General features: G+C 65.0%; 20 protein-coding genes. 13 read left to right on the top strand and 7 right to left on the bottom strand.

What is annotated here, in order from left to right; all coding sequences use genetic code 11:
* Positions 1–8: 8 nt before the first annotated feature.
* Positions 9–1,463 carry an FAD-binding oxidoreductase gene (locus tag AAFP32_RS01040; protein ID WP_350270248.1) on the bottom strand — a complete coding sequence of 485 codons (1,455 nt, stop codon included), beginning with the start codon at positions 1,461–1,463 and terminating at the stop codon, positions 9–11.
* Between the two features lie 138 nt (positions 1,464–1,601).
* Here AAFP32_RS01040 and AAFP32_RS01045 point away from each other — a divergent pair, with 138 nt between their 5' ends.
* The 3 genes from AAFP32_RS01045 (at position 1,602) to AAFP32_RS01055 (ending at position 4,039) form a co-directional block, all read left to right on the top strand.
* Positions 1,602–2,000, top strand: a complete 399-nt coding sequence (locus AAFP32_RS01045) for a cupin domain-containing protein (protein WP_350270249.1) — start codon at positions 1,602–1,604, stop codon at positions 1,998–2,000.
* 139 nt (positions 2,001–2,139) lie between these two features.
* Positions 2,140–2,703: a hypothetical protein gene (locus AAFP32_RS01050; RefSeq protein ID WP_350270250.1), complete on the top strand. Its 564-nt coding sequence runs from the start codon at positions 2,140–2,142 to the stop codon at positions 2,701–2,703.
* Between the two features lie 139 nt (positions 2,704–2,842).
* Entirely contained in the window at positions 2,843–4,039 is a 1,197-nt protein-coding gene (locus AAFP32_RS01055) for a pyridoxal phosphate-dependent aminotransferase (protein WP_350270251.1), read from the top strand.
* 45 nt (positions 4,040–4,084) lie between these two features.
* Here the strand turns inward: AAFP32_RS01055 and lgt are convergent, their stop codons facing one another.
* Positions 4,085–5,008 carry a prolipoprotein diacylglyceryl transferase gene (gene lgt, locus AAFP32_RS01060; protein WP_350270252.1) on the bottom strand — a complete coding sequence of 308 codons (924 nt, stop codon included), beginning with the start codon at positions 5,006–5,008 and terminating at the stop codon, positions 4,085–4,087.
* A 108-nt stretch (positions 5,009–5,116) separates the two neighbouring features.
* On the opposite strand from lgt, the gene AAFP32_RS01065 reads away from it, so the two are divergent.
* A complete protein-coding gene (locus tag AAFP32_RS01065) occupies positions 5,117–6,037 on the top strand; it encodes a LysR family transcriptional regulator (RefSeq protein WP_096163133.1) in 921 nt (306 codons plus the stop codon).
* Between the two features lie 66 nt (positions 6,038–6,103).
* Here AAFP32_RS01065 and AAFP32_RS01070 read toward each other — a convergent pair whose 3' ends face one another.
* Positions 6,104–6,277: a hypothetical protein gene (locus AAFP32_RS01070; protein ID WP_096162499.1), complete on the bottom strand. Its 174-nt coding sequence runs from the start codon at positions 6,275–6,277 to the stop codon at positions 6,104–6,106.
* A gap of 239 nt (positions 6,278–6,516) precedes the next feature.
* Between AAFP32_RS01070 and AAFP32_RS01075 the strand changes: the two genes are divergently transcribed.
* The 4 genes from AAFP32_RS01075 (at position 6,517) to AAFP32_RS01090 (ending at position 12,377) form a co-directional block, all read left to right on the top strand.
* Entirely contained in the window at positions 6,517–7,836 is a 1,320-nt protein-coding gene (locus AAFP32_RS01075) for an MFS transporter (RefSeq protein WP_350270253.1), read from the top strand.
* Positions 7,837–8,053: 217 nt separating this feature from the next.
* Positions 8,054–9,445 (top strand): M20 family metallo-hydrolase, encoded by a 1,392-nt coding sequence (locus tag AAFP32_RS01080; protein ID WP_350270254.1) that lies wholly within the window; start codon positions 8,054–8,056, stop codon positions 9,443–9,445.
* Entirely contained in the window at positions 9,442–11,016 is a 1,575-nt protein-coding gene (locus AAFP32_RS01085) for an amidase (RefSeq protein WP_350270255.1), read from the top strand. The genes AAFP32_RS01080 and AAFP32_RS01085 overlap by 4 nt, the downstream gene beginning before the upstream one ends.
* On the top strand, positions 10,992–12,377 hold the full coding sequence (locus tag AAFP32_RS01090; RefSeq protein WP_350270256.1) for an amidase: 1,386 nt from the start codon (positions 10,992–10,994) through the stop codon (positions 12,375–12,377). The genes AAFP32_RS01085 and AAFP32_RS01090 overlap by 25 nt, the downstream gene beginning before the upstream one ends.
* A 158-nt stretch (positions 12,378–12,535) precedes the next feature.
* On the opposite strand, the gene AAFP32_RS01095 is transcribed toward AAFP32_RS01090, so the two are convergent.
* The 3 genes from AAFP32_RS01095 to AAFP32_RS01105 form a co-directional block, all read right to left on the bottom strand.
* Positions 12,536–13,972 (bottom strand): cytosine permease, encoded by a 1,437-nt coding sequence (locus tag AAFP32_RS01095; protein ID WP_350270257.1) that lies wholly within the window; start codon positions 13,970–13,972, stop codon positions 12,536–12,538.
* Positions 13,973–14,271: 299 nt separating this feature from the next.
* Positions 14,272–15,411 (bottom strand): acyl-CoA dehydrogenase family protein, encoded by a 1,140-nt coding sequence (locus AAFP32_RS01100; RefSeq protein ID WP_350270258.1) that lies wholly within the window; start codon positions 15,409–15,411, stop codon positions 14,272–14,274.
* Positions 15,412–15,415: 4 nt separating this feature from the next.
* Positions 15,416–16,621: a CoA transferase gene (locus AAFP32_RS01105; RefSeq protein WP_350270259.1), complete on the bottom strand. Its 1,206-nt coding sequence runs from the start codon at positions 16,619–16,621 to the stop codon at positions 15,416–15,418.
* A 247-nt stretch (positions 16,622–16,868) separates the two neighbouring features.
* Between AAFP32_RS01105 and hutU the strand changes: the two genes are divergently transcribed.
* Positions 16,869–18,590, top strand: a complete 1,722-nt coding sequence (gene hutU, locus AAFP32_RS01110) for a urocanate hydratase (protein ID WP_101619096.1) — start codon at positions 16,869–16,871, stop codon at positions 18,588–18,590.
* 249 nt (positions 18,591–18,839) lie between these two features.
* On the opposite strand, the gene AAFP32_RS01115 is transcribed toward hutU, so the two are convergent.
* Entirely contained in the window at positions 18,840–19,718 is an 879-nt protein-coding gene (locus tag AAFP32_RS01115) for an NAD(P)-dependent oxidoreductase (RefSeq protein WP_350270260.1), read from the bottom strand.
* A 228-nt stretch (positions 19,719–19,946) separates the two neighbouring features.
* Here AAFP32_RS01115 and hutI point away from each other — a divergent pair, with 228 nt between their 5' ends.
* The 4 genes from hutI (at position 19,947) to AAFP32_RS01135 (ending at position 25,697) form a co-directional block, all read left to right on the top strand.
* Positions 19,947–21,233, top strand: a complete 1,287-nt coding sequence (hutI, locus tag AAFP32_RS01120; protein WP_350270261.1) for an imidazolonepropionase — start codon at positions 19,947–19,949, stop codon at positions 21,231–21,233.
* 87 nt (positions 21,234–21,320) lie between these two features.
* Entirely contained in the window at positions 21,321–23,006 is a 1,686-nt protein-coding gene (gene hutH, locus AAFP32_RS01125; RefSeq protein ID WP_350270262.1) for a histidine ammonia-lyase, read from the top strand.
* 1 nt (position 23,007) lies between these two features.
* Entirely contained in the window at positions 23,008–24,225 is a 1,218-nt protein-coding gene (locus tag AAFP32_RS01130) for an allantoate amidohydrolase (protein ID WP_350270263.1), read from the top strand.
* Positions 24,222–25,697: an amidohydrolase family protein gene (locus tag AAFP32_RS01135; RefSeq protein WP_350270264.1), complete on the top strand. Its 1,476-nt coding sequence runs from the start codon at positions 24,222–24,224 to the stop codon at positions 25,695–25,697. Before AAFP32_RS01130 ends, AAFP32_RS01135 begins: the two co-directional genes overlap by 4 nt.
* Positions 25,698–25,699: the final 2 nt, after the last annotated feature.

Consider the following 25,699-nt stretch of genomic DNA (forward strand, 5'->3'; position numbering starts at 1 on the left):
GGCCGGGTCTATTCGTGGAGCCCGGCCAGGCGGGAGCCGAACTGGGCGAGCAGGCTCGTCTTCTTTGCGCCGGTGATCCGTTCCCACTCATCGGCGATGTTGAAGATCTTGTACATCGAGCGGATGCCCAACCAACGGATCGGCTCGGGCTCCCACTGTCCGGAGTAGTGGTCGTTCCAGGGCAGTTGTGTGAGTGCTGTCGAGGCTCCCGATGCCCGGTCGAGAAGCGTCTTCGCCGCCAAGTGCGTGGCCGTGACTCCGTGTCCGGCGTAGCCGCGGGCCACGCCGATGCGCTGGTTGGTATCGAAGAAGATCCCCGCGCACCAGTCCCGGGTCACACCCAGGGCACCGCGCCAAGCGTGGTCGACCTCGAATTCGAGGTTGGGAAAGAGCGAGGACAGGCGCGTGCTCAGCAGCTCGACCACCTCGGCGGGGACCTGCCCGTCACCGGGCAACCGCGAGCCGAATTCGTACGGTGCACCGCGACCGCCCAAGGCGATCCGATCGTCGTCGGTGCGTTGGGCGTAGATGAAGGTGTGCGCGGTGTCGCCGAGGCATTCGCGGCCGTCCCAGCCGATGTCCTCCCACGCCGAGGCGGGCAGCGGGTTGGTCGCGATCATCGACGAGAACACGGGGATGACCTGACGTCCTTCCAGCCCGGGCAGGTCACCGGTGACGGTGTCCGAGTAGCCCTCGAGGCAGACGAAGATCGTGTCCCCGGTGACCGGGCCGCGATTCGTTGCGACCACACCCTTGCCGATGTGACCCGCCGAGGTGTCCTCGCAGATCGTGACGCCCTGATTCTTGAGGACTGCTGCCAAGCCACGCGTGAGGAGTGCGGGGTCAATGCGGGCGGTGCCGGGGAAGAATACGCTGCCGTGAGCGTTGTCGACGTTGATGTGTGCCTTGGTCGCCTCGGCGTCGAGGAACTGCATGTCCTCGGGTCCGTAGCCGTACTGTTTGTCACCCTCGTAAAGTTCGCGCAGTCGGGTCATTCCGGCCTCGGACTGGGCGATGTCGATGTGGCCGCCGCGGACCTGATGGGCGTCGATGCCCTCGCTTTTGAGAACCTCGAGGACCTCGTCGATGGAGTCGAAGAGTGCAGACTGGAATGACCTCACGGACTCCACCCCGCTCAGTCCGGCAGAGCCGACCGGGCCGTTTGGGTCGGTGTCGTTGGCACGGTCGACCGCCTCGGCGTACTTGGCCCTGTTGCCGGGCATCAGTGTGGAGAGCCAGCCGCCGTTGCGACCTGAGGCACCGTAGCCGATGTGCTTTGCCTCGACGATGGTGATCTGCCAGTCGGGGTGAGTCTGCCTGGCGTAGTAGGCCGACCACAGGCCGGTCAAGCCGCCGCCGACGATGACGAGGTCCTGCTTATCGGTGGGCAGTGGGGAGGGCGTGGTGGTCTCGGGAGGGGACTGGGTCAGCCAATGGGAGGCCTCGCCGTTGAGGTAGGACATGGAATCAGTTCTATCCCACCGTTGGAGCGAAGTAAATGGTTGCAGGGCGGCGTATTGCCATATGGATTCCGTGCAGTCCAGCCGCGGTTTCATGACTCGGATCAGTCGATGAACCGCGGCTCTGGATAAACTGGCCCCATGAGCGCAATGGAGCCGATCAGCACCGACGATTTCCCTCTCGACCACGAGCCCATCGAGGACTGGCAACGGGTCGGTGCAGCCACCTCGGCGACCGACAGCGATGCTGGTTCACGCGTTTCGCCTGCCGACGCGACCACGGCTTTTGCAGAACTCGGTTCGATCGCCGGCGCCGACTACGGCCTGTGGGAGATGAGCGCTGGTGCCATGCGCGATGTCGAAGGCGATGAGGTCTTCATCGTCATCAGCGGCACCGGCCGCATCGAATTCGACGAACCTGACCTGCCTCCAGTTGAGCTCTCGCCCGGCACATTGGTCCACCTCGAAGACGGGATGAAAACTCGCTGGCACGTTGACGAAGCACCCCTGCGGAAACTGTTCATCGCGCCCAGCGAATAGCGGGTCTCACGCACCCGTACGGTGGCGAACCCACACATTCGGCTCGATGTAGACGGCAGTGGCGTGCTCGACATCGCAGGCGGCTCCCAAGACGACTCTGGTTAGACAGGCAGGCAAGTCGACTGGGTCGAAAGGGTCAATGATGATGATCGACCAGGCTTTTCCGCGGGACCTCGTAATGATCGGCGCGGTGTTCGGACTCGCGGCGTTCATCTGGTCAGGATGGGCGCAGGAGGGCCCGCCGGGTCGCGCCGTCTTCCGCGTCATCCTCGGCGCGCTCTCCGTGTGCGGACTCGCCTTGATGGTGCCCAGCATCCTGCTGTCGATCCGACACTGGGACGAAGCGACGGCGATCGCCACCGGAACCACGACCTTCACCGTCTACATCGTCATCGTCTGGGCTGAGATCATCGTCGGCGGTGTGCTCGGTTTCCTCGCCATCCGTTCGGGGCACTCGGACTGGGTTGCGCCGCTGATCTTCGCGATCGTCGGCATCCATTTCTTTGCTCTCGCCATGGTCTTCGCCCAGCCCGTCCTCCATCTCGCCGCGGCGCTGCTGACCGTGGTCGCGGTTGTGGCGCTTCTTCTGCCACGAGATATCGCCGCACCGAGTTTCTGGTGTGGTCTGCTCGGCGCACCGGTGTTCTTGAGCATCGGACTATGGTGCCTGATGGCCGGTCGCGACGCTCTTGCTGTGAGCTGAGCGCGTTGGCTGCGAACTGACAGCCGGGCACCACTGACATTCGACACCACAGTGTTCTATCGTGAGGGAATCGACGGGAACCGGGAATGCAGATCCGCAGACTTCCACACCGTCAGTGATCTGATTGAAGGAGCCGACAATGAAGACTGCTCGCCGCTTGGAGAACCTCGGCACCGAGACCTCGTTTCGGGTTGCCCAGGACGCCGCCGACTGGAAGGCCCGCGGCAATGTGGTCTATCCGTTCCACCTCGGCGATCTCAATTTCCCCATGGCACCCCACATCGTCGAGGCCATGGACAAGGCGATCAAGGACGGCAAGACCGGCTACTGCCCGGGCCCGGGGATCCCGGAACTGCGCGCAGCACTGGCCGATGACATCGGCTCCCGACGTGGGATGAGCATCGACCCCGCCGAGGTGGTCGTGACCACAGGTGGCAAGCCGGTCATCACGAAATTCCTCCAAACCGTCATGGATCCTGGCGAAGGCGTGCTCTACCCCAGCCCCGGCTTCCCGATCTACGAATCCCAGATCGAATACCTCGGCGGCACTGCCCTGCCCTACCGGTACGTGCCCACCGACGACGGATTCGCCATCGACCTCGACCACCTGCGGGCCTCGATCGACGACCAGACCGTCGCCATCATCTACAACGACCTGCAGAACCCGATCTCGGCCGAATCCACCGATGCCGAACGTGAGGCCATTGCCCAGATCGCCCAGGAGTTCGATCTCTGGGTGCTCTCCGATGAGGCCTACTTCGAGATGCGCTACAAGGGGAAGTCGAAGTCCATCGCCGCACTTGACGGCATGCGCGAGCGCACCGTCATCCTCTACACGTTCAGCAAGAAGTTCGCGATGACCGGGTCCCGCTTGGGCTGTGCTGTCGCACCTCGTGAGATCGCCGAGGTGATGTCGACGTTGAACACCAACGACGAATCGTGCACCACCCATTACGTCCAGTGGGCAGGCATCGCCGCACTGCAGGGACCACAGGACGGCGTAGGGAAGATGCTCGAGGTGCTGCGCAAGCGTCGGGACGCCACCTGCTCGATCGTCAACTCGATTCCGGGCATGAGCGTGGCAACGCCTGGCTCAACGTTCTACGTCTTCCCCGATGTCACCGAGGCGATGGCGGCCATGGGGATTGCCACGCTGGGTGAGTTCTCCACCGCGGCACTCCACAACACGGGAGTCTCCTTCTGCACCCGCGAACACTTCGGCCGGAAGCAGGAGTGGGAGGACCGCAGTTACATCCGTCTGGCCTACTCGGGCATCGGCGTCGACGAGATCAATGAAGGTCTGGGGCGCCTACGTGACTGGGTCACGCAGGGCTGAGCCAGCTGGTCGCCGCCGGTCGAGCCAGTTGGCCGGTCGAGCTGATCAGTCGGCGGGTTCGGGCTCAGGTTTCCGATCATTGATGAACGGTGACTTCTCCGGCTCGGGGTGCCGCATCTTCTGAACGACGATGATGGCGGTTCCGAGAGCAACCGCGCCAATCGCTGCCCACACATTGGTGCGCAGGCCGAGGACGACGAAGCTGGGGTCGAGGCGAATGGACTCCCAGACGATGCGTCCGGCGCCGTACCAGACGAGGTACATGCCGAAGAGGCGTCCCCACTGGAAGAACAGGTGGCGGCCCAACCACAGCAGGACCAGGGCGCCGAGGCTGTTCCAGATGACCTCGTAGAGGAACGTCGGGTGGAAGAGGGTGTCGACAGGCAGCCCGGGAGGGAAAGCCGGATTGTTCGGGTCGATCTCCAGGCCCCAGGGAAGTGTGGTCGGTTGGCCGAAGAGCTCCTGATTGAACCAGTTGCCGAAGCGACCGCACGCCTGGGCGAGGATCAGTCCCGGGGCGATGGCGTCGAGAAGTGCGGAGAGTTTGATGCTGAGCCGGCGGCACATGATCAGCGCGCCCAGGGTGCCGCCGATGAGTGAGCCGAAGATGGCGATTCCGCCCTCCCAGATCGCCCACACGGAGCCGGGCTCAAAGGGATTCCACGGATTGCGGCCAGGGCCGAAGTAGTCCGTGTAGTGGGTGATGACGTGGTAGATCCTGGCCCCGATGATGGCCATCGGGACGGCCAGGGTCGCAATGTCGAGGACCTGCCATTCCTCGACTCCGCGCTTGGTCAGCCGGTGATTGGTCAACACGATGGCGATGACGATTCCCGCGAGGATGCACAGCGCATAGAAGTGAATCGTCAGGGGGCCCAGCGAGAAGCTGGAGACGCTCGGGCTGGGAATAGAGGCCAGAACATCGTGGGGCAGCGTGGGCAGGTCGTCGACCGTTGGATTGGCAAGCACGGTGTCAGTCTATTTCCTCGACCCCCTGAAGAGACATTCCAGCAGCCGTGCGCAGCTTCGTGCACCGGTTGAGGGGTGCCAGCACCGTCGAGTGAGATGATGACACCTATGGCACTCGACTTCACCCTCGTTCAGCTGCGGTACTTCCAGGAGGTTGCCCGCAGGGAGAATATGACCGAGGCGGCCAAGCATCTCAACGTCACCCAGTCGGCGATCTCAACGGCCATGGCTCAGCTCGAGCGGACCCTTGGCATCGACCTGTTCATCCGGCAGAAGAACCGCTCCGTGGTCCTCTCACCTGCAGGCCGACGTTTCCTCTTCGAGGTCAATCCATTCCTCGAATCCTCCGATGCCCTCGGCGAGACCGCCCACGGGCTGGCGCAGTCGCTGAGCGGGAATCTCACTGTCGGGGTTTTCTCACCGATTGCTCCGACCCGGCTGCCGCTCATCCACGCCGAGTTCGAGAAACGCTACCCCGATGTGCGGGTCAATTACTTCGAGGCCGACCTCCACGAACTCCAGACCGCGGTCATCGCCGGATTCTGCGACATCGCGCTGACGTACACGCTGGGACTGACCGACCGGTTCGATTCGTTCCTCATCGACGTCGTCAAACCTCACGCGCTCGTCTCACTCAACCACCACCTCGGCGGGGGAGCGGAGGGACCACGTCCGATCCACCTGAGTGAACTCGCCGACGAAGACTATATCCAACTCGATCTTCCGTTCTCCCGGCAGTACTACGACGAGCTCTTTCGCATCGCCGGCATCGTGCCGAAGGTGCGGCACAGCTTCGCCGGCTATGAGACCGTCCGATCATTCGTCGCGATGGGCCACGGATACTCGCTGCTGAGCCAGAGCGTGTCCTCGGGAACGTACATCGGATCGATGACCGTCGACGTGCCGCTGCTCGACGATTTCCCGAGCATCGACCTGTCCATGGTGTGGCCCAAAGAGGTACGTCTGAGCCGACGGGCGCGTGCGTTCAGCGAACTGACCAGGGAGATCCTGGGACCCGCGGAGCAGTAGGCGGCCGGCAGGCCCGGGCTTGTCAGCTGGCCCGAGGTGGCCGGCTTGGGGCCCGAGTCCCTGGGGTCAGTTTCCGAGTCCGAACAGCCTCTGGACGAGGTTGCCCTTCTGCTCGGGTTCCGGATCATGGCCGCCGCACCACTGCTGTGCAGGAACCTCGCGCTTGACGGAGTCGATGTGGAGTCCGCATCCGTCCCAGGTCGTCTTGCCGCAGGTAGTGCAGGTGACTGCTCGGCACATGGTTCGTCTCCTTGAGTGGTCTGTGGGTATGGGGCCTCGCGCAGTTGTGTGACTGCGAGTTTGAGCCTGCGAGCAGTCTCGCACGGCAGCGTGCTCGGGCGCATACCCGCGCCACTCAACAACTGGACTTACCGCTCATCAAGTAGATCTATGGCCAGGTTAAAAAGTATCTGTTGGACTGATGCACGAAGCCGGGCAACAATGGTTCCCACACCTGAGGACTAGGCAAGGGAGCTTCTATGTCCGCGACACCTGCGACGCCCACGACACAACCGAAACAGTCCGGCAAGACCACGAGCATGCAGAAGAAGGTGCTCGTCGGCGGGAGCATCGGCCAATTCGTCGAGTTCTACGACTTCACGCTCTACGGGCTCTCGGCGGTCATCCTCGCCGACTATTTCTTCCCCGCTGGGGACAAGGTCACCGGACTGCTCGTCATCTTCGCCACCTTCGGCGTCGCCTTCGTCATGCGGCCCCTGGGCGGACTGTTCTTCGGGGCCCTCGGTGACAAGGTCGGCCGACGCAAGACACTGACGATCACGATCTTCCTCGTCGGCTGCTGCACCGCGCTCATCGGCATCCTTCCCGGCTTCGACCAGATCGGCTGGTTCGCTCCCATCCTGCTCATCCTCGCCCGCCTGGGTCAGGGATTCTCCGCTGGCGGCGAATCGGTCGGCGGCCCCTCCTTCGTCTACGAGCACGCTCCGGTCGGCAAGCGCGGGCTGTGGATCAACATCACCCTCGCTGCGACCGCACTGCCCTCGGTCTTCGCCGGCGGCCTCATCCTGCTGCTCTCGACCGTGATGAGCGATGCCTCGTTCGACTCCTGGGGCTGGCGGATCCCATTCCTTCTCGCCTTGCCTCTCTCAGCTGTGGGACTCTGGATCCGGTCGCGGACCGATGAGTCCGAACTGTTCAAGAAGACCGCCGCGGAACGACCTAAGGAATTCAGCCCGATCCGGGAGTCCTTCCGGGAGAACTGGGTGGGGATGCTGCAGGTCTTCTTCGTCCTCGGCCTCACCGCGCTGGGCTTCTACATGCTCTCGGCCTACTTCGTCACATACATCCAGACCACCGGCGACCTCACCCGCGAACAGTCACTACTGACGAATGCCATCGCCATGGCCAGCTACACGATCTTCCTTCCCATCGCCGGAGCCATCGGCGACAGGGTCGGACGCAAGCCGATGCTCATCGCCGGCTCCATCCTCCTGGCGGCCACGTCGATCCCGGCATTCGGGCTAGTTACCAGCGGCAACATGGACCTGGCCTTCATCGGGCAGACGATATTCGTCATCTCCCTGTGCTGCTACGGCGGTGGTTGCTACACCTTCTTCTGCGAGCGCTTCTCCACGAAGACCCGCTTCACCTCGGCTGCGATCAGCTACAACATCTCCTACGCGATCCTCGGCGGGACCGCACCGTTCGTCGGCACCTGGCTCGTCGACGTCACCGGTGTGAACACAGCTCCTGGGTTCTACATGACCGCGGCCTCCGTCGTCGTCCTGGTGCTCATCTTCGTCACCCGCCTGCCCGAGACTCGTGGGCGTCTGGGATGAGGCTCGTCTTGCGGACTTCGCTACCTCTGTCTGCGGACGAGAAGCCTGTCTGCAAACAGACTTCTCGTCCGCAAAGCGAGTAGTCGGCGCCCCACCAGCCTCAGCTCACCAGCCTCAGCCCACTCAGCCTCAGCCCACCAGCCTCAGCTCACCAGCCTCAGCCCACTCAGCCTCAGCCCACTCAGCCTCAGCCCGTAGCCACAGAAAGAGACGCACCATGACCGCACCGACCGCCGCCCTCTCGAACGCGGCCCCCTCGAGCGACCACACCTTCCTCACCGATTTCCACCACGTCGCCACCATCGGTGCGACCGACAATGACGGCGTCGACCGGCAGGCACTGACGTCTGAGGACAAGCAGACCCGTGATTGGATGCGCAGCTGGGCCGAAGGCAATGGCTTCGAGGTCCGCGTCGACGCCATCGGGAACATGTTCGCCTGCCTCGAATTCGTTCCCGACGCCCCCTACGTCCTCATCGGCTCACACCTGGACTCCCAGCCGCTGGGCGGTCGCTTCGACGGCGCCTACGGTGTCATCTCCGCACTGTTCGCGGCCTTGCGGGTCAAGGAGAACGTCGCCGAATCCGGGCAGACTCCCCGGTTCAACCTCGCAGTGGTCAACTGGTTCAACGAGGAAGGTGGCCGCTTCGCACCCTCGATCATGGGCAGCTCCGTCTACGCGGGCCTGTTCGATCTCGAGGAGATGCTCGCCGTGTGCGACCTGGAGGGAACCTCCGTCGCCGAGGCGCTCGCAGCCATCGGATACAACGGCGCAGACACCCCGCCTGAGGCGATCTCCTACGCGGAGATCCACATCGAACAGGGCCGCATCCTCGAACGCGAGTCCACCCACTTAGGCGTCGTCGAATCCAGCTGGTACACGCAGAAGCTCGACATCGATGTCCTCGGTGAACAGTCCCACACCGGAGCCACGGCGATGGCCGACCGCCACGACGCCCTGGTTGCCGGATCCAAGGTCGTCCTCGCCGTCCACGACATCACAGCCGAATTCGACGACGAAGCGCTCGTGTCCTCCGTCGGTCAGCACGTCGTCGAACCGAACTCGCCGATCGTCGTTCCTCGCCGCGTGCACATGGTCGCCGACCTGCGCTCCTCCGACCCAGCTGTCGTGATTGCGGCCCGCGACCTCCTGCGGAAGCAGATCGCCGACATCGCCCGCGCCCACGACATCACGATCAACGTCGAGGACTTCGATATCCGCGAGAAGCGCTACTTTCCAGAGGCCGGGGTCGAACTGGCTGAGAAGGCCGTGGCCAACGAGGGGCTGTCCATCCGCCGCCTCGAAACCATGGCCGGCCACGACTCTGTGGCGATGAACCATCGAGTCCCGGCCGTCATGATGTTCGTGCCCAGCGTCGACGGCGTCTCCCATTGCGAACGCGAATTCACCACCGACGAGGACATGGTCCGCGGCTTGGGTGTCCTCACCTCGGTGGCGACCGAACTCGTGGGCGGTGAGCTCGGTGACGAGCGCGACGGTGAGGTGTGGGTCGGCAGATCCGTCGCCGAGGCGCGAGGAGCCTCGACCTCGCATTCCTCCACGTCGTCGTCCGCATCATCGTCCGCGTCATCTCAGGTGAACGCATGAGTTCCACATCCAATTCCGCGGGCACTGGCACCTTGGCTGGGTCAGCGTCGAATGAAACCTGGGCCTTGACCGCCACCGAGGCGCTCGCGAAGTTCCGGTCGCAGGAACTTTCCCCGGTCGAGTACCTCAGCGCACTCATCGGCCGCATCACCACCGAGGACGAACGCATCAACGCGGTCACGGAAGTCGTCGAGGAGGCGGTCACCTCGGCGAGGGAAGCGGAGCGCTTCTACGCGAACGCCACGACCGGTGACCTCGCCGAGGCGCTCGCCTCACGGCCGCTGCTCGGACTGCCCGTGATCGCCAAGGAGAAGCACGCGATCGCCGGCCGCACACTCACCCAGGGCCTCGTCCACGAACGCGACACCGTGGCCGCGGCCGATGCCGCAATCATCGGCCGCATCAGAGGCGCCGGAGGATACATCCACGCGCGGGCGACGTCCCCGGAGTTCAGCTGCGCGACGGTCACACACTCGCCGATGTGGGGTGTGACCCGTAACCCGTGGAACACCGAGCTCTCCCCGGGAGGATCCTCGGGTGGCTCGGGCGCGGCCCTGGCTTCGGGCTTCGCGCCTTTGGCGACGGCCTCGGACATCGCCGGATCGACGCGACTGCCCGCGGCATTCACCGGCACCGTGGGGTACAAGGCGCCCTATGGTCGGATCCCTGGTGTTCAGCCCTTGGCCGCCGACTGGTACCGCGGGGACGGGCCGATGGCACGCACAGTCGCGGACACTGCGCTGCTGGCCCGAGTTATGGTCGGCATCGACGCCAGCGATCACGCGACGATCGACTCCACCGGATTCCTTGACGGCTTCGACGCCTCCTTGGCTGAAGCGGTCGATGGTGTGAAGGGGAAGCGCATCGCCTTGTGTCTGCGGCTGGGGGACTTCCCTGTCGGGGAGGACATCATCGGCAACACCCGGGCGGTCGCCTCGGCGCTCGAAGCCGCCGGTGCGATCGTCGAGGAGATCGAACTGCCGTGGACGACTGAGCGGATCTTCGAGACGGCCTTCACCCATTTCGGGAACATTCTGGCACCGGCGATGCGGGCCGCGACCCGCGGCCACGAGGACACGCTGGCCGACTACACACTCCAGCTGATGGCAGACGCCGAGGCGGTCGCCGCCCGACATACCCAGTACGAGGGACTGAGGATGGAGGCGCAGATCCAGGCGGAGCTCGCGAGGGCAATGGACGGGTTCGATGTGCTCTTGGCACCCACCTCGGCGGTGGCGGGGCTCGAAGCCGATGGCAACTATCTGGGTGGGATCACGATCGATGACAACGGGGTGGGTCGCGACGGCCTTGGCTCCGGCGCTGGACCGGGTTCGGCTGGCGGGACGGATGCTGGGGGAGTGCACCTCGAGCACTACTGGCAGGGGCACATGACGATGCCGTTCAATATCTGCAATCGGGTGCCGATCGTCAACGTACCCTCCGGCATGGCTGACTGCGGCATCCCGACAGGACTCCAGGTCATCGCGCATCCCTTCGACGACCGCAGCGCCTTCGACGTCGCGGCCGCAGTGGAGCAGCTGGTGCCGTGGACAGGTCTGGCACCGGGGTGAACTCAGCCGCGAGCCTCGAACAGACCCTCGATGCCGTTGCCGGCACTGGGCGAGACCTCAATGCCGTTACCTCGGTGATGGAGTGTCGGGCACGCGCATTGGTGTTGACGTCCGCCGATCGTGCTGCCGCGGGCAAACCGGCACGCAGCCTGGAAGGAATCCCCTTCGCGATCAAGGACGTCATCGACGTGGCGGGAATACCGACGACGATGGGTTCGAAGGTCAGCAGCGGGCCGGATCCGAGCACCACCGCCCCGGTCGTGTACCTGTTGGAGCAGGCCGGAGCCATGCCTGTGGCGAAGACGAACTGTCAGGAGTACTCGTACGGCATCCTCGGCGATGAGAGCGCCTTCGGTAGGGTCGTCAATCCGATCGACATGGCGTTGTGCACCGGGGGCTCGAGCTCCGGGTCAGCAGCGCTGGTCGCTGCCGGGGTGGTGCCGCTGGCCCTGGGCACGGACACCGCGGGCTCGGTGCGCGTGCCCGCAGCGTGTCAGGGCATCATCGGGTTCAAGCCGTCGTTCGGCGCAGTGCCCACCGAGGGGGTGTTCCCGCTGGCGCCGTCCTTTGACACGGTCGGGCTGCTGGCCCGGGACCTCTCGTTGCTGGCCTCAGCGTTTGCCGCGATCACGACCAACGGTCGAGGCTCCGCAGCTACCGGTCGGGGCTCCGCTGAAGAGGGGCCTAGGCCAGCGGAAGTGCAGCCAACGGCAAAGGGCCGGTCAGGTTCGAATACGACGACGGTCGATCTCAGCCTCCTGGACTCAGCCGGTGATTCTGCGAACGGGGCGCGCAGGTGGACTGAACTGCACCTCTCAGAGTGTGCGGTCACCTCGGCGAGATCTCGCGAACTGACGGAGATCTTCCACCGGTGCACCGGGATCTACGACGTCGTGCGCCGGTACGAGGCCTTCGTGCTGCACAGCCAGTTAGCGGATACTCAGGGCGAGCTCTATCAGCCCGGAGTGTGGGCGAAGATCATGTCGGGGCGGGCCATCACTGACGCCGAGTACCACGAGCAGGTGGTGGCGTTGGAAGAACTCCGTGCCTCGGCGGCATCGATCTTCGACGATGTCGACTTCCTCATCACTCCGGCAATCGACGGGGACGTGATCCGCTGGGATGAGATCGGCCCGGATTCTGCCGCACGATTCATGCGTTACTCGATGCCGGTCAACGTATTGGGGTGGCCGGCGGTGACGCTGCCGGTCGGAGCTGTGGCCAACCTGGCCGAGGCGCGAGAGACCCCCGAAACAGAAAATGCATCGACCCGAGCGGCGAAGCCCGAGTCGGTGCAGATCGTCGGCCCTCCGCACAGTGATGAGAGGCTGCTGGAGTTCGTGTCCGGTCTCTGTCCCTGACTTCAACTGTGCATCGATGGAACTGAGTTCATTTCGCAGTGCTTCGGTGGGCGGCAGTGCGGACACGGCTGCGCATCGGACCTCCGCTGCGCACATGCAGCGTCCCCGGCTGCGCGGCCCGCTGGGGTTGTGCCAGCGGGGCGCGCAGCCTCTGGTTGTCAGCCTCGCTGTGCCTCCAGCGCCTCGACGTCGGGGTAGATAGTCTCGCTTGGGGCAACACTGCGGTTGCGGACGAGGAAGTAGTAGAGGACGAAGGTGACGATGATGCCCACGAGCCACGAGACGTCGGCCCCACCCAGCTTCTCGACCATCGGCCCGGTGTAGAAGGACTGAGCAAGGAATGGAATCTGAACCACGACGCCGATGCCGTAGGAGGCGAGGGCGCGCCAGTTCCACCTGCCGTACCGACCATCGAGCTTGTAGAAGGCAGGAATGTCGAAACGGTCCTTGGAGATCAGGTAGTAGTCGGTGAGGTTGATGATGCTCCACGGTGTGAACACCATGAGCAGGGCGAGGACGAAGTTCTTGAAGTTCGCGAGGAAGTCTGAGGACGCCACCAGCGCGACGAGCACCGTCAACGTCACGATGCCGATGACGAAGACCGCCCGCGTCCAACGGCGAATATTCGTCTTCTCACCGAAGGTTGTCAGAATGGTCAGCGTGCACATGAAGGCACCGTAGGCATTGAGCGTGTTGACGGTGAGCTTGCCCAACAGGATGACGATGAAGATGAGGAAGGCGAAGATGCCTCCGCCGACGATCTCGCCGACGAAGCCGACCTGGTTCTCGACGAAGGAGTTTCCGGTCTCCGTCATCGCGGCGGCACCGATGAGCGCACCCAGGGTCATCGACCACTGCGAACCGACGACGGAGCCGCCGAATGTGAACCAGAAGGTCTTCGACGACGGAGTCGACCTGGGCAGGTAGCGCGAGTAGTCAGCGACGTAGGGGCCGTAGGTCAGCTGCCATCCCACGGACAGGGCGATCGCGGACAGGAATGCGGGGAAGGCGAAGGACGAGCCGGAGATGAGTCCGGGAACATCGATCTTCGTGAAGACACAGTAGGTGATGAACAGGAAGCCCAGCAGGCCGGTCACCGAGGAGATGCGGCCGAGCACGTGAATGTATTTGTACCCCAGCAGTGCGACTGCCGCTGTCAGTGCACCGAAGATGACGATCCCCACTGCTGGAGTATCGACACCGATGATGAGGTTGACGGCCTGACCGGACAGCACAGCACCGGTCGAGGCGAAGCCGATGTACATGAGCACGACGAGCACCAGCGGAATGATCGCTCCGATGATGCCGAACTGCGCTCGGGAGGAGATCATCTGCGGCAGGCCCAACTGCGGGCCCTGGGCCGAGTGCAGTGCCATGACGATGCCGCCGATGATGTTGCCGATGAGCAGACCGATGATGGCCCATAGGGCATCGGCGCCGAAGACGACGGCGAGAGCCCCATCGACGATCGCAGTGATCTGAGTGTTGGCGCCGAACCACAGCGTGAACTGGGAACGAGGGGTGCCGTGTCGTTCGTTGTCGGGCACCATCTCGATGGATCGTTTTTCGATCCCCGAACTGGACGATCTCGCCATGGGTTTCTCCTTTGAAAGTTGAATCAGTGACAGTGTGGCACCATCGCACAACTCGTTTCGAGGTTCAGATCACACGTTTCGTCCGATATTTCGGAAATATTGGGTAAACGGTGCTTGGGTGACTCAGCGCCGAGGCTGCTCGCCGTGATCGCGCACGCGGGCCCTGCCTCGGTGTCTGGTTGCTCATTTTACGTGCAAGGACGACTCGGTCTGCGAACGAGAGGCCTGTCTGCAGACGTGCCTCTCGTTCGCAGACCGAGTCATGGCGGGGCGTTGGTGGAGCGCGTGGAGGTGAAGTCTCAGGCAGACAGGCTCCGTGCGATGATCGTGCGCTGGATCTCCGAGGATCCCTCGTAGATGCGGTAGATCCGGGCATCGCGGACGTAGCGCTCGAGCGGGAAGTCGCGTGTGAAGCCGTAGCCGCCGTGGATCTGCAGGGCTTCGTCGGCGATGAATGCCGCAGCCTCGGACGCGGCGAGCTTGGCCGTGGCCGAGGAACGCGTGAAGTCCACCTCCGCGTCTCTCTGTTCTGCGGCGTCCATCGTCAGCAGCCACGCCGAACGGTACTTCGTGTACATATCGGCGAGCTTGAACGCGATGCCCTGGAGGCGGTTGAGGGGTTTGCCGCTGATCTTGCGCTCGCTCGACCAGGCCACGGCGGCGTCGAGGGCCGCCTTGCCGATGCCCAAACTCATGGCGGCGACCTCGATGCGCCCGCGGTCGAGCACCCGCATGGCCGTGGTGAATCCCTCGCCCTCGGCGCCCAGCAGTGCGTCGTCGGGCACAACGGTGTCGATGACGAATTCGTAGACCGGGCTGCCGCGCAGGCCCATGGTCTTCTCCGGCGGGTTGAAGGCGAGTCCCGCCGAGGCGGCTACGGTGTCGACGATGAAGGCGCTGATTCCCTTGTGCCCGGCATCGACGTCGGTCTTGGCATAGACGATGATGAAGTCGGCGAATCCGGCGTTCGTGATGAAGCACTTCGTGCCCTTGAGGTGCCAGCCGCCGTCGACCTTCGTGGCCTTCGTCGACATCTCCGCGGGGTTGGATCCCGCACCCGGTTCGGTCAGGCCGAAGGCGCCGATGACCTCGCCGGCCGCGGCTCGAGGCAACCACGACTCACGCTGCGCATCGGTGCCGCCGAGGAGGATCGAATCGGTGGCGAGGAACTGTGCGGTGATGATCGACGCCGTCGACGCACACGCTGCGGTCACAGCGGCGACCATCTGGCTCATCGCTACCGACCCGACTCCGGGCCCGCCGAAGGCTTCGGGCAGGTTGAGGCCGAGGACGCCGACCTCGGCGAGGGTCCTCAGCGTCTCGTCTGACACGCGTTCGTTCGCGTCCGCGGCCGCAGCCTGCGGGGCGAGGACATCGGCGCTGATCTGTGTGACGGCGTCGACGAGTTCCTGCTCGTCTGTGCTGATGTCGAATCCCATGGTCCTACTCCTTGCTCGGTGCTGCTGCGATGGGCGAGTGCCCGGTGTCGGCCGCGAATGTGCGCCGTGACTCGGTCGTGAGCTCGGTGTCGAGTTCGGCGTTGTGCTCACCGAGGCGGGGGACCGGGAGTCCGGACGTGGGCCGGACTCCGTCGATGAGAATCGGGTGGCCCAGGTACGCATGTCCGGTGCGCTCATCCGTGGCTGAGAGCCCTCTGCCATTTGTGATCGGACCTTCGATCGCCTCGGTGAAGTCGAGGACGGGGGAGTTGGGCACGCCTGCCGCGTCGAAGACCGCACACAGTTCGTCGACGGTATGGCCGTGTGTGAACTCTTCGATCTCGATGCGCAGCGCCTCATCGTTATCCGAGCGGGCTGTGTCGGTGGAGAACCTGCCGTCGGTGACGAGGTCGGGCTTGCCGAGGGTCTCGGCGAGGATGCCGAAGAGCTTGTCATTGGCCACGGCGATGACGACGAGGCCGTCGGCGGCGGCGTAGGTGTCGAAGGGCGCCGAGATGGGATGGCGGTTGCCGACCCGGTTCGGCGTCGACCCGGCGGCGTGGATGGCTGCGTTGGTGGGCTGCATTGCGAGCATGACGTCGAGCATGGGGATGTCGATGTGGGTACCCTCTCCGGTGGTCTGGCGGTGGAAGAGCGCCGAGGAGATGCCGAAGGCCGCGAAGACACCGGCAGAGACATCGGCAATCGATTCGCCCACGCGGGTGGGGGAGCCGTCGGGGAATCCGGTGGCCGACATGAGGCCGCTCAGCGCCTGGATGACGGTGTCGTAGGCGGGTCGCTTCGCCTGAGTGCCGGTCTGTCCGAAGCCGGAGATCGAGGCGTAGACGATGTCCGGCTTGATCGCTTTCACGTCCTCGTAGGACAGGCCGAGTTTCGCAGCGACCCCGGGCCGGAAGTTCTCGACGACGACATCGCAGGTGCGGATGAAGTCGAGCAGTTGTACGTGCGCACTGGGGTCCTTGAGGTCGGCCTCGATCGAGAGCTTGCCGCGATTGAGTGAGGTGAAATAGGTCGATCCGGTATCCGTGAAGGGACCCAGATGCCGGGAGTCGTCACCATGGCCGGGCATCTCGATCTTGTACACCTCGGCTCCCTGATCGGAAAGCATGGCCGTGGCATAGGGACCGGCGAGGACGCGCGAGAAGTCGGCGACCCTGACCCCGTTGAGGAGTTGCTTCGTTGCAGTCATGAGGTCAATCCTCGAGGCGGGTCTGCCCGAAGACAACGGTGTTCCGATGAGATTCGTCCGATATGTCGGATGGTCAATTGTCCGAAATATCGGACAGAACTTGATTCAAAACACTTTCACATTTTTCTTCACGCGTCAGAATGGATCGTGTAGTCAGAGAAGACAGCGCAGGGGCCGATGGTCTCGCGCCACGATCGATCTCCATGGACGATTCTGCTCCATCGGACACGACGACAAGGAGAGCCGTATGACCACCAAGCCAGGCTTCACCCAGCACGACCCCAGCCGCGTGATCCGCGCCGACCGCGGTACCGAGATCACCGCCAAGAGCTGGCAGACCGAAGCCCCCAAGCGCATGCTCATGAACAACCTCGACCCCGAGGTCGCCGAACGTCCCGAAGACCTCGTCGTCTACGGCGGCACAGGCCGTGCGGCGCGCTCCTGGGAGGCCTATGACGCAATCGTGCGCACCCTCGATGACCTCGAGGACGACGAAACCCTCCTCGTCCAGTCCGGCAAGCCGGTCGGCGTCATGCGCACCCACGAATGGGCGCCACGCGTGCTCATCGCCAACTCCAACCTCGTCGGCGACTGGGCCAACTGGGAGCACTTCCGTGAGCTCGAGGCCGAGGGCCTGATGATGTACGGACAGATGACCGCCGGGTCCTGGATCTACATCGCCACTCAGGGCATCCTCCAGGGCACCTACGAGACCTTCGGGGCCATCGCGCAGAAGCGCTATGGCGGCACGCTGGCCGGCACCCTGACCATCACCGGTGGTTGCGGCGGAATGGGTGGAGCCCAGCCACTGTCCGTGACGCTCAACGGAGGTGTCTGCCTCATCATCGATGTCGACAAGACTCGCCTCGATCGTCGCAAGTCCAAGCGCTACCTCGACGAGGTCGAAACCGATCTCGATACCGCACTCGCCAAGGTCATCGAGGCCAAGAAGAACAAGCAGGCCCTGTCGGTCGGGCTCGTCGGCAATGCCGCGGAGATCCTGCCGCTCATCCTCGATCGCGACGAGGCCGCAGAGGTCGACATCGTCACCGACCAGACCTCGGCCCATGACCCGCTGTCCTACCTGCCCATCGGCGTCAGCGTCGATGACTGGCGCGAAGAGGCCGAACAGGATGCGGAGAAGTTCACCATCCGCGCCGAGGAGTCCATGGCCAAGCACGTGCGTGCCATGGTCGAATTCCAGGACCGCGGCGCCGAGGTCTTCGACTACGGCAACTCGATCCGCGATGAAGCCCGCAAGGCCGGCTACGATCGTGCCTTCGAGTTCCCCGGCTTCGTCCCGGCCTACATCCGCCCGCTGTTCTGCGAAGGACTCGGGCCCTTCCGCTGGGTGGCACTGTCCGGCGACCCGAAGGACATCGAGGTCACGGACAAGGCACTCAAGGAGCTCTTCCCGGACAACGAGCACCTGGCCACCTGGCTCGACGCCGCGAACGAATACGTCGAGTTCGAAGGTCTGCCGGCCCGCATCTGCTGGCTCGGATACAAGGAACGCCAGCAGGCCGGTCTGCTGTTCAACCAGCTCGTCGCCGAGGGCAAGATCTCGGCCCCGATCGTCATCGGTCGCGACCACCTCGACTCCGGATCGGTCGCCAGCCCCTACCGTGAGACCGAGTCGATGCTTGACGGCACCGACGCCGTGGCCGACTGGCCGCTGCTCAACGCCATGGTCAACGCCTCATCGGGTGCCACCTGGGTTTCCATCCACCACGGCGGCGGCGTCGGCATCGGCCGTTCCATCCACGCCGGACAGGTCTCCGTGGCCGATGGCACCGAACTGGCTGCCAAGAAGCTCGCCCGGCTGCTCACCAACGACCCGGGAATGGGCGTGATCCGCCATGTCGATGCCGGCTACGACCGTGCTGCCGAGGTCGCCGAAGAGCGTGGCATGCGAGTGCCGATGATCCCGGAACTCGACAAGCGCGACGAGGAGTCCGCAGCACAGTAAGCCCACGGGGTGGCGTGGCTGTTCTGCGGAAAGGCCACGTCCCGTCCGTTGCTGCTCGGTCTGAGTCTGAGTGATCGCGTTTGAACCCGATCACTCAGACTCAGACCGAGCGCTTTCGTCCAGCGGCGAAGCGCGCGGTATGGGGCCACCGGTGTCTCGCACCCCGGGACTCAGGACTCAGAGCACCCCAGGGCTCAGGACTCAGGGCACCTCAGGACTCAGGACCCAGGGCACCTCAGGACTCAGGGCTCAGGAGTCGAGGAAGAGGTCGAGTTGCAGGTCCTCCTCATTCGCCGCCCCACTGTAGACCGAGAGATCAGTGATCCCCTCCTCACGCAGAGCATCCTCGTCGATGAAGAAGTTGCCCGTCGTCGTGCGGGGATCACGCGTCAGGATCGCCCACGCCGCGTCCGACATGATCCGCGGACTGCGGCTGCGAGCCATCACCTCTGCCCCGCCTAGGAGATTCGCGATCGCGGCGGTCCCGATCGTGGTCTTGGGCCACAGGCTGTTCGCAGCGATCCCGTCTGCCTTGAGCTCTTCTGCCAGGCCAAGAGTCACGAGCGACATTCCGTACTTCGCCATTGTGTATCCGAGGTGCTGCCCCGCCCACCGCGGGTTGAGGTTGAGTGGTGGGGAGAGCGTGAGGATGTGCGCGGCGCTCGAAGACTTGAGGTGAGGCAGTGCGGTCTTGGCCAGCATGAACGAGCCGCGCGAGTTGATCGACTGCATGAGATCGAACTTCTTCATCGGCAGATCCTGCGTCGGCGACAGGTCGATTGCGCTGGCATTGTTGACTACGATGTCGATCCCGCCGAACGTCTCCGCGGTCTGCGCGACCGCCTCTGCCACGGAAGCATCGTCACGGACATCGCCGATGATCGGCAGGGCTTTGCCGCCAGCGGCCTCGATCTGTTCGGCCGCCGTGTAGACGGTGCCCTCAAGCTTCGGATGCGGCTGTGATGTCTTCGCGAGAATGGCGACGTTGGCCCCATCGGCCGCCGCGCGCAGCGCGATCGCCAGGCCGATTCCGCGGCTGCCGCCGCTCATGATGATTGTGCGCCCGGCCAGTGAGCGTGTGGATTCAGAGGGGGATTCTCCCGCGCCGAGGTGGCTGTCAGTGCTCATCGTTGGTCTCCTTTGTCCTTGGTTCGATGCTGAGGGTGTGTGTTGCAGACTACTCGTCAGGCACATCGTTTGCCTATGCTTCATCGCGGGCGGGTGCATCGAAGGATGTCGAGTCGCCGATCACTTTCTGTCCGAAATATCGGACAAATTTTGTCGATCACGGTTCAGCAGCAAGCTCACCCGGTCCATACTGAAACTGAACTACTCTCGACCGCGAAGGACACTCCCTTGCAGCTCATCACCGGGATCAGCGAACTGGTCGTCAACGACCGTGCCGACTTCGGCGCCCTCGGCGTCGTCGAGGACGCCGCCGTGCTCATCGACGAGGGTCGGGTTCTGTGGTCGGGGCCGTCCGCTCAGGCGGACAGCGCTGTGCAGGGCCACCTCGGCGATGCCCGATCAGACTCGTCTGCGACCGCGACCCTCGACGACGATGACATCGAAAACGGCACCCTCACCTCGGCCAGAGGTGGGGTCGAGCTCGAGACGATCGATGTGGGCGGCAAGGCCGTCATCCCCGGCTTCGTCGACAGCCACAACCACCTCATCTTCGCCGGCGACCGCTCGGCGGAGTTCGCCGCGCGCATGGCCGGGCAGAAGTATTCGGCCGGTGGCATCGCGACGACCGTCGCCGCCACCCGGGCCGCCAGCGATGAGGAGCTCGAGGCCAACCTCGTCCACCTCCTCGACCAGGCGACCAGGCAGGGCACGACGACCTTTGAGATCAAATCCGGATACGGGCTCACTCTCAAGGACGAACTTCGGGCGCTGACGATCATCAACCGGCACACCGAGGAATCGACGCTCATCGCCGCCCACGTGGTCCCACCCGAATACAAGGAGAAACCGGGGGGCTATGTCGACCTCGTCATCGACGAGATCATCCCGGCCGCGACGGGTCACGCCAAATGGATCGACGTGTTCTGCGAGAAGGGGGCCTTCACCGAGGACCAGACCCGGCGCATCATCGAGGCGGGCAAGGCCGCGGGAATGAAGCCGCGACTGCACGCGAACCAGCTCACCGAGGGTGGAGCTCTGCGACTCGGTGCGGAGCTCGGCTGTGTCTCCGTCGACCACGCGACCTTCGCCTCGGATGAGGACCTTGCGGCTCTCGCGAAGTCCGAAACCGTGGTCACGCTGCTGCCCAGCATCGAATTCTCCACCCGTCAGCCCTACCCGGATGCGCGCCGCTACGTCGAGGCCGGGGTGCGTCTGGCGATCGCCACGGACTGCAACCCGGGTTCAGGTTTCTCCAACAGCGTCCCCTTCGTCATCGCCATCGCTGTGCGCGACATGCACTTCACGCTCGAGCAGGCCGTCTGGGCGGCAACGGCAGGAGGCGCCAACGCCCTGCAGCGCACCGACGTGGGCCACCTCGGCGCCGGCGCCCGGGCAGACCTCGTCATCCTCGACGCTCCCAGCTACCGCCACCTGGCCTACCGGCCCGGCGTCCAGCTCGTCGAGCGGGTCATTCGCGGCGGCGAGCTCGTCGCCGACAACCGCCCGCGAGGCTGACCCAGCAGGCAGGCTGCCGGCCTTCTGCGTCCCCACCGTCCAATTTCGCCACACGAACATATGAATCTCTCAACCGAAAGGTCCCAGATGTCAGTCTTCATCGATCTTGATCCCGATACCCTCACCTTCGCCCAGGTCGTCGACGTCGCCCGCCATGACGCGAAGGTCGCCCTCAGCGAGACCACCCTGGCCCGTGTGAACAAGTACCGTGAGGCCATCGACGCCCTTGCCGCCGCGGAGAAGCCCGTCTACGGAGTCTCCACCGGATTCGGTGCCCTCGCCCAGCGCCACATCCCCGCCGAACTGCGCACCCAGCTGCAGAAGTCCCTGATCCGTTCCCACGCGGCCGGCGTCGGCGAACCTGTTGAGCGCGAGGTTGTGCGAGCCCTCATGCTCCTGCGTGCTCGCACCCTGGCCACCGGCCGGGCGGGTGTGCGCGCCGAGGTGCTCCAGACCTACGTCGACCTGCTCAATGCCGGCATCACCCCGGTCGTCCACGAATACGGCTCGCTGGGCTGCTCGGGCGACCTCGCACCACTGTCGGCCTGCGCGCTTGTCGTCATGGGCGAAGGTGTGGCCGCCGGACCTGACGGAGTGGCAGGCCCCGCCGATGAGATTCTGAAGACGGCCGGCATCACCCCGGTGACCCTGGCTGAGAAGGAAGGACTGGCGCTGGTCAACGGCACCGACGGCATGCTGGGCATGCTCATCATGGCCCTGACCGACCTGGAGAACCTGCTCACCGCCGTCGACGTCTCTGCGGCCATGAGCATCGAGGGACTCTTCGGCACCGACGCGGTCTTCGCCCCGGAACTCCACTACGCACTGCGCCCCCACGACGGCCAGTCCGCCGCGGCTGCGAACATGCTCACCGCTCTCAAGGACTCCTCCATCACGGCCAGCCACCGCGACTCCACCCACCTGGTGCAGGACGCCTACTCGATGCGCTGCGCCCCGCAGGTCAACGGCGCCGCCCGTGACGCCGTGGCCTTCGCCACCGGCGTCGCCGAACGCGAACTGCGTGCGGCCATCGACAACCCCGTCGTCCTGACCAACGGCATGGTGTCCTCGAACGGAAACTTCCACGGCGCACCGCTGGCCCACGCACTGGACTTCCTCGCCATCGTCGCCGCCGATGTCGCCTCGATGTCCGAACGCCGCACCGACCGGATGATGGACGTGACCCGCAACCAGAACCTCACCCCGTTCCTCGCCGACGACGCCGGCGTCGACTCGGGCCTGATGATCGCCCACTACACGCAGGCCGCGATGGTCTCCGAAGCCAAGCGAGGCGCCAGCCCCGCCTCGGTGGACTCGATTCCGTCCTCGGCGATGCAAGAGGACCACGTCTCCATGGGCTGGTCCGCCGCACGCAAACTGCGCAAGGTCGTGGACAACCTGGCCAGCGTCATCGGCATCGAGTTCTACGCCGCCTCCCGGGCCTGCGATATGCGTGACGCCGCACCGGCGCCGGTGACCGGAGCCGTGATCGCGGCGATCCGCGAGACCGTCCCCGGCCCCGGCCCCGACCGGTTCCTCTCGCCCGAACTCGCTGAGACCATCGCGAAGGTCAAGGACGGCTCCCTGGTCGCTGCCGCAGAGTCGGTCACGCCGATGCAGCACACCGTCACCGAGGCTGCCGGAACCTGGCTGCCAGAAGGCGGATCACCTGCCGTCAACGACCCCGAGTTCACGTCGTTGGGCAACCTCAACGCAGCGGCCGAGGCCTCAGGCACGGACGCTGCCACGACCCATCAGGACGGAGCGAACTGAGATGAGCGACGTCGTCTCCCTCCTGTCCCAGATCGAGGACACCGGCCGTGACACCCGCGGACCCGGGTACCAGCGGCCCGGGTTCTCGAACACCGAACGTGAACTGCGTGACTGGTTCCTCGCCGAGGCGGCCCGTCGTGGCCTCGACACCGAGATCGACGCCAACGGCATCACCTGGGCGTGGGCGACGCCGCCCGGTGAGAACGCCGTCGTCACCGGCTCGCATCTGGACTCCGTTCCAGGTGGCGGTGCCTTCGACGGGCCCCTCGGTGTCGCCTCGGCGCTGGCGGCCTTCGACGAGCTCAAGGCCTCCGGCGCACTCGAGAGGGCCCAGCGGCCGCTGGCACTCGCTGTATTCCCCGAGGAGGAGGGGTCACGCTTCGGTGTGGCCTGCCTGGGATCGCGTCTCATCACAGGCGCCATCGACGCGGACCGGGCACTGGGACTCAAGGATGCCAACGGTGACTCGTTCGCCGACGTCGCGACGGGCTACGGGCTCGACCCGAACCGCATCGGCACCGACCACTCGCGACTGTCGACAGTCGGATCCTTCATCGAACTCCACGTCGAACAGGGCATCGGGCTCATCAACACCGACCAGGCGGTGGCGATCGGCTCCTCGATCATCGGCCACGGCCGCTGGCACTTCGCCTTCTCCGGCCAGGGCAACCACGCCGGCACCACCCCGATGAGCCACCGGGCCGACCCGGTCGTCGCCGGCAGCCGTGTCATCGGCGACATTCCGGTCCTCGCCGCCAGCCACGACCAGGCGGTGGCCACCGTCGGCCGCACCCTCATCCACCCGGGCGGGACGAACGTCATCGCCTCGGGCATGAGCTTCTGGCTCGACATCCGTCACGCCGACGACGCCGTGGTCAAGCAGGTGCTTGAGGCGATCTCTCAGCGCGCGCAAGCCCACGCCGGCGACACCGGCGTCGAGGTGAGCATCTCTCAGGAGTCGTACTCACCGACGACCTACTTCACGGCCGAACTGGGCGACCGCCTGCGCACGGCGCTTCCAACCGCACCGCTGCTGGCCTCCGGTGCCGGGCACGACGCGGGCATTCTCGCCCCGCACGTGCCCTCGGCGATGCTCTATGTGCGCAACCCGACCGGCGTCTCCCACGCTCCGGAAGAGGCCTGCGAGGACGAGGACCAGCGCGCTGGAGTCTCCGCCCTGGTGAAGGTTCTCGAAGGGGAACTCGTAGTGGCATCATGAGCACACGTTTCTGGTGTGAATCCGCCTGGGTTGATGGTCGGGTCGCCACAGGTGTCCTGCTCACCGCCGATGAGACAGGCACCCTGACCTCCGTCGAGACCGGGATCGATACCCCGCCCACCATCGCCGAGGTGGTTTCCGGTTTCACCCTGCCCGGTGGAGTCAACGCCCACTCCCATGCCTTCCACCGCATCCTGCGCGGTCGGACCCACGGCGACGGCGGCACCTTCTGGACGTGGCGCGAAGTCATGTACTCCGTGGCAGCCCGGTTGAGCCCGGAGAGCTACGAAACGGTGGCTCGCGCCGTCTTCGCGGAGATGCTCGCCGGCGGCTACACCTCGGTGGGGGAGTTCCACTACGTCCACCACGCACCCGACGGGACCCCGTACGGAAACGACGTGCGTCCCCGCGGGGACGTCTCCGCCGATGACGCGTCGACCAACGCGACCACGGGAGCCGAGGCGACCGGCAGTGCCTCACGTCTCCGCGGGGACGTTTCCGGCTCGGACGAACCCCGTACACACGCAATGGAACGGGCGCTGGCACGAGCGGCCACCTCGGCGGGACTGCGGATCCGACTCCTCGACACCTGCTACCTCACGGGCGGAATCGACACCGAGCTCTCGGTGGAGCAGGCCCGTTTCGGTGACGGCACCATCGACGGATATATGGACCGTCACGCGGCTCTGTCCGAGGCCTTCGCCACCGAGTTTCCGGTCGAATCTGCTGGTGGCAGCTATGTTCACGTCGGCTCGGCGATTCATTCGATCCGCGCGGTCCCGGCAGCGAACCTGCCCCGCTTCGCAGAACTCGGCGGACCCGTGCACGTGCACCTGTCCGAACAGCCGGCGGAGAATGACGCCAGCCAAGCCGCCTATGGCACGACCCCGACGCAGGTGCTCGCACGTTCGGGGGTCGTTGCTTCGAACCTCTCGGCCGTCCACGCCACGCATCTCAGCGAGGACGACATCGCGACCTTGGGCGGGGCACAGGCCTCGATTGTCATGTGCCCGTGCACGGAAGCAGATCTGGCCGACGGCATCGGCCCGGCACGCGAACTCGCCGACGCCGGAGCGACGATCGCGATCGGCTCCGACCAGCACGTCGTGCTCGACGCGCTGCGCGAGACCCAGGGCCTGGAAGCCGGTGAACGACTCCGCAGCGGCCAACGCGGCCGGTTCTCCCCGGCCGAGCTCATCACCTCGCTGACGGAAGGCGGGGCACGCAGCCTCGAGCTGCCGGTCGGTGAGCTGGCTGTCGGCAAGGCGTGCGACTTCATCGCCATCGACACCCAGACCATGCGCACCTTCGGATCGGTGGGGGAGCAGGCCATCCTCTCGGCCACCTCGGCGGATGTGCACATGACCGTCAGCGGCGCCCACGTCCGCGTCCGCGACGGGGTGCATACCGCACTCGGGCCGATTGCCGACCTGTACAGGGAGGCCTTCGCGGCCCTCGGGATGGAGGACTGAAC

Origin of the sequence: Brevibacterium sp. CBA3109 (assembly GCF_040256645.1) — a bacterium.
GTDB classification, from domain to species: Bacteria; Actinomycetota; Actinomycetes; order Actinomycetales; family Brevibacteriaceae; genus Brevibacterium; species Brevibacterium koreense.

Bases quoted from the DNA above. Each gene is read 5' to 3' on its own strand.
- AAFP32_RS01095 (WP_350270257.1), bottom strand. From the start codon at position 13,972: ATGGCGAGATCGTCCAGTTCGGGGATCGAAAAACGATCCATCGAGATG.
- AAFP32_RS01085 (WP_350270255.1), top strand. From the start codon at position 9,442: ATGAGTTCCACATCCAATTCCGCGGGCACTGGCACCTTGGCTGGGTCA.
- AAFP32_RS01055 (WP_350270251.1), top strand. From the start codon at position 2,843: ATGAAGACTGCTCGCCGCTTGGAGAACCTCGGCACCGAGACCTCGTTT.
- AAFP32_RS01130 (WP_350270263.1), top strand. From the start codon at position 23,008: ATGAGCGACGTCGTCTCCCTCCTGTCCCAGATCGAGGACACCGGCCGT.
- AAFP32_RS01135 (WP_350270264.1), top strand. From the start codon at position 24,222: ATGAGCACACGTTTCTGGTGTGAATCCGCCTGGGTTGATGGTCGGGTC.
- AAFP32_RS01075 (WP_350270253.1), top strand. From the start codon at position 6,517: ATGTCCGCGACACCTGCGACGCCCACGACACAACCGAAACAGTCCGGC.
- AAFP32_RS01100 (WP_350270258.1), bottom strand. From the start codon at position 15,411: ATGGGATTCGACATCAGCACAGACGAGCAGGAACTCGTCGACGCCGTC.
- AAFP32_RS01045 (WP_350270249.1), top strand. From the start codon at position 1,602: ATGAGCGCAATGGAGCCGATCAGCACCGACGATTTCCCTCTCGACCAC.
- AAFP32_RS01115 (WP_350270260.1), bottom strand. From the start codon at position 19,718: ATGAGCACTGACAGCCACCTCGGCGCGGGAGAATCCCCCTCTGAATCC.
- AAFP32_RS01105 (WP_350270259.1), bottom strand. From the start codon at position 16,621: ATGACTGCAACGAAGCAACTCCTCAACGGGGTCAGGGTCGCCGACTTC.
- AAFP32_RS01065 (WP_096163133.1), top strand. From the start codon at position 5,117: ATGGCACTCGACTTCACCCTCGTTCAGCTGCGGTACTTCCAGGAGGTT.
- AAFP32_RS01040 (WP_350270248.1), bottom strand. From the start codon at position 1,463: ATGTCCTACCTCAACGGCGAGGCCTCCCATTGGCTGACCCAGTCCCCT.
- hutU (WP_101619096.1), top strand. From the start codon at position 16,869: ATGACCACCAAGCCAGGCTTCACCCAGCACGACCCCAGCCGCGTGATC.
- AAFP32_RS01080 (WP_350270254.1), top strand. From the start codon at position 8,054: ATGACCGCACCGACCGCCGCCCTCTCGAACGCGGCCCCCTCGAGCGAC.
- AAFP32_RS01070 (WP_096162499.1), bottom strand. From the start codon at position 6,277: ATGTGCCGAGCAGTCACCTGCACTACCTGCGGCAAGACGACCTGGGAC.
- hutH (WP_350270262.1), top strand. From the start codon at position 21,321: ATGTCAGTCTTCATCGATCTTGATCCCGATACCCTCACCTTCGCCCAG.
- AAFP32_RS01050 (WP_350270250.1), top strand. From the start codon at position 2,140: ATGATGATGATCGACCAGGCTTTTCCGCGGGACCTCGTAATGATCGGC.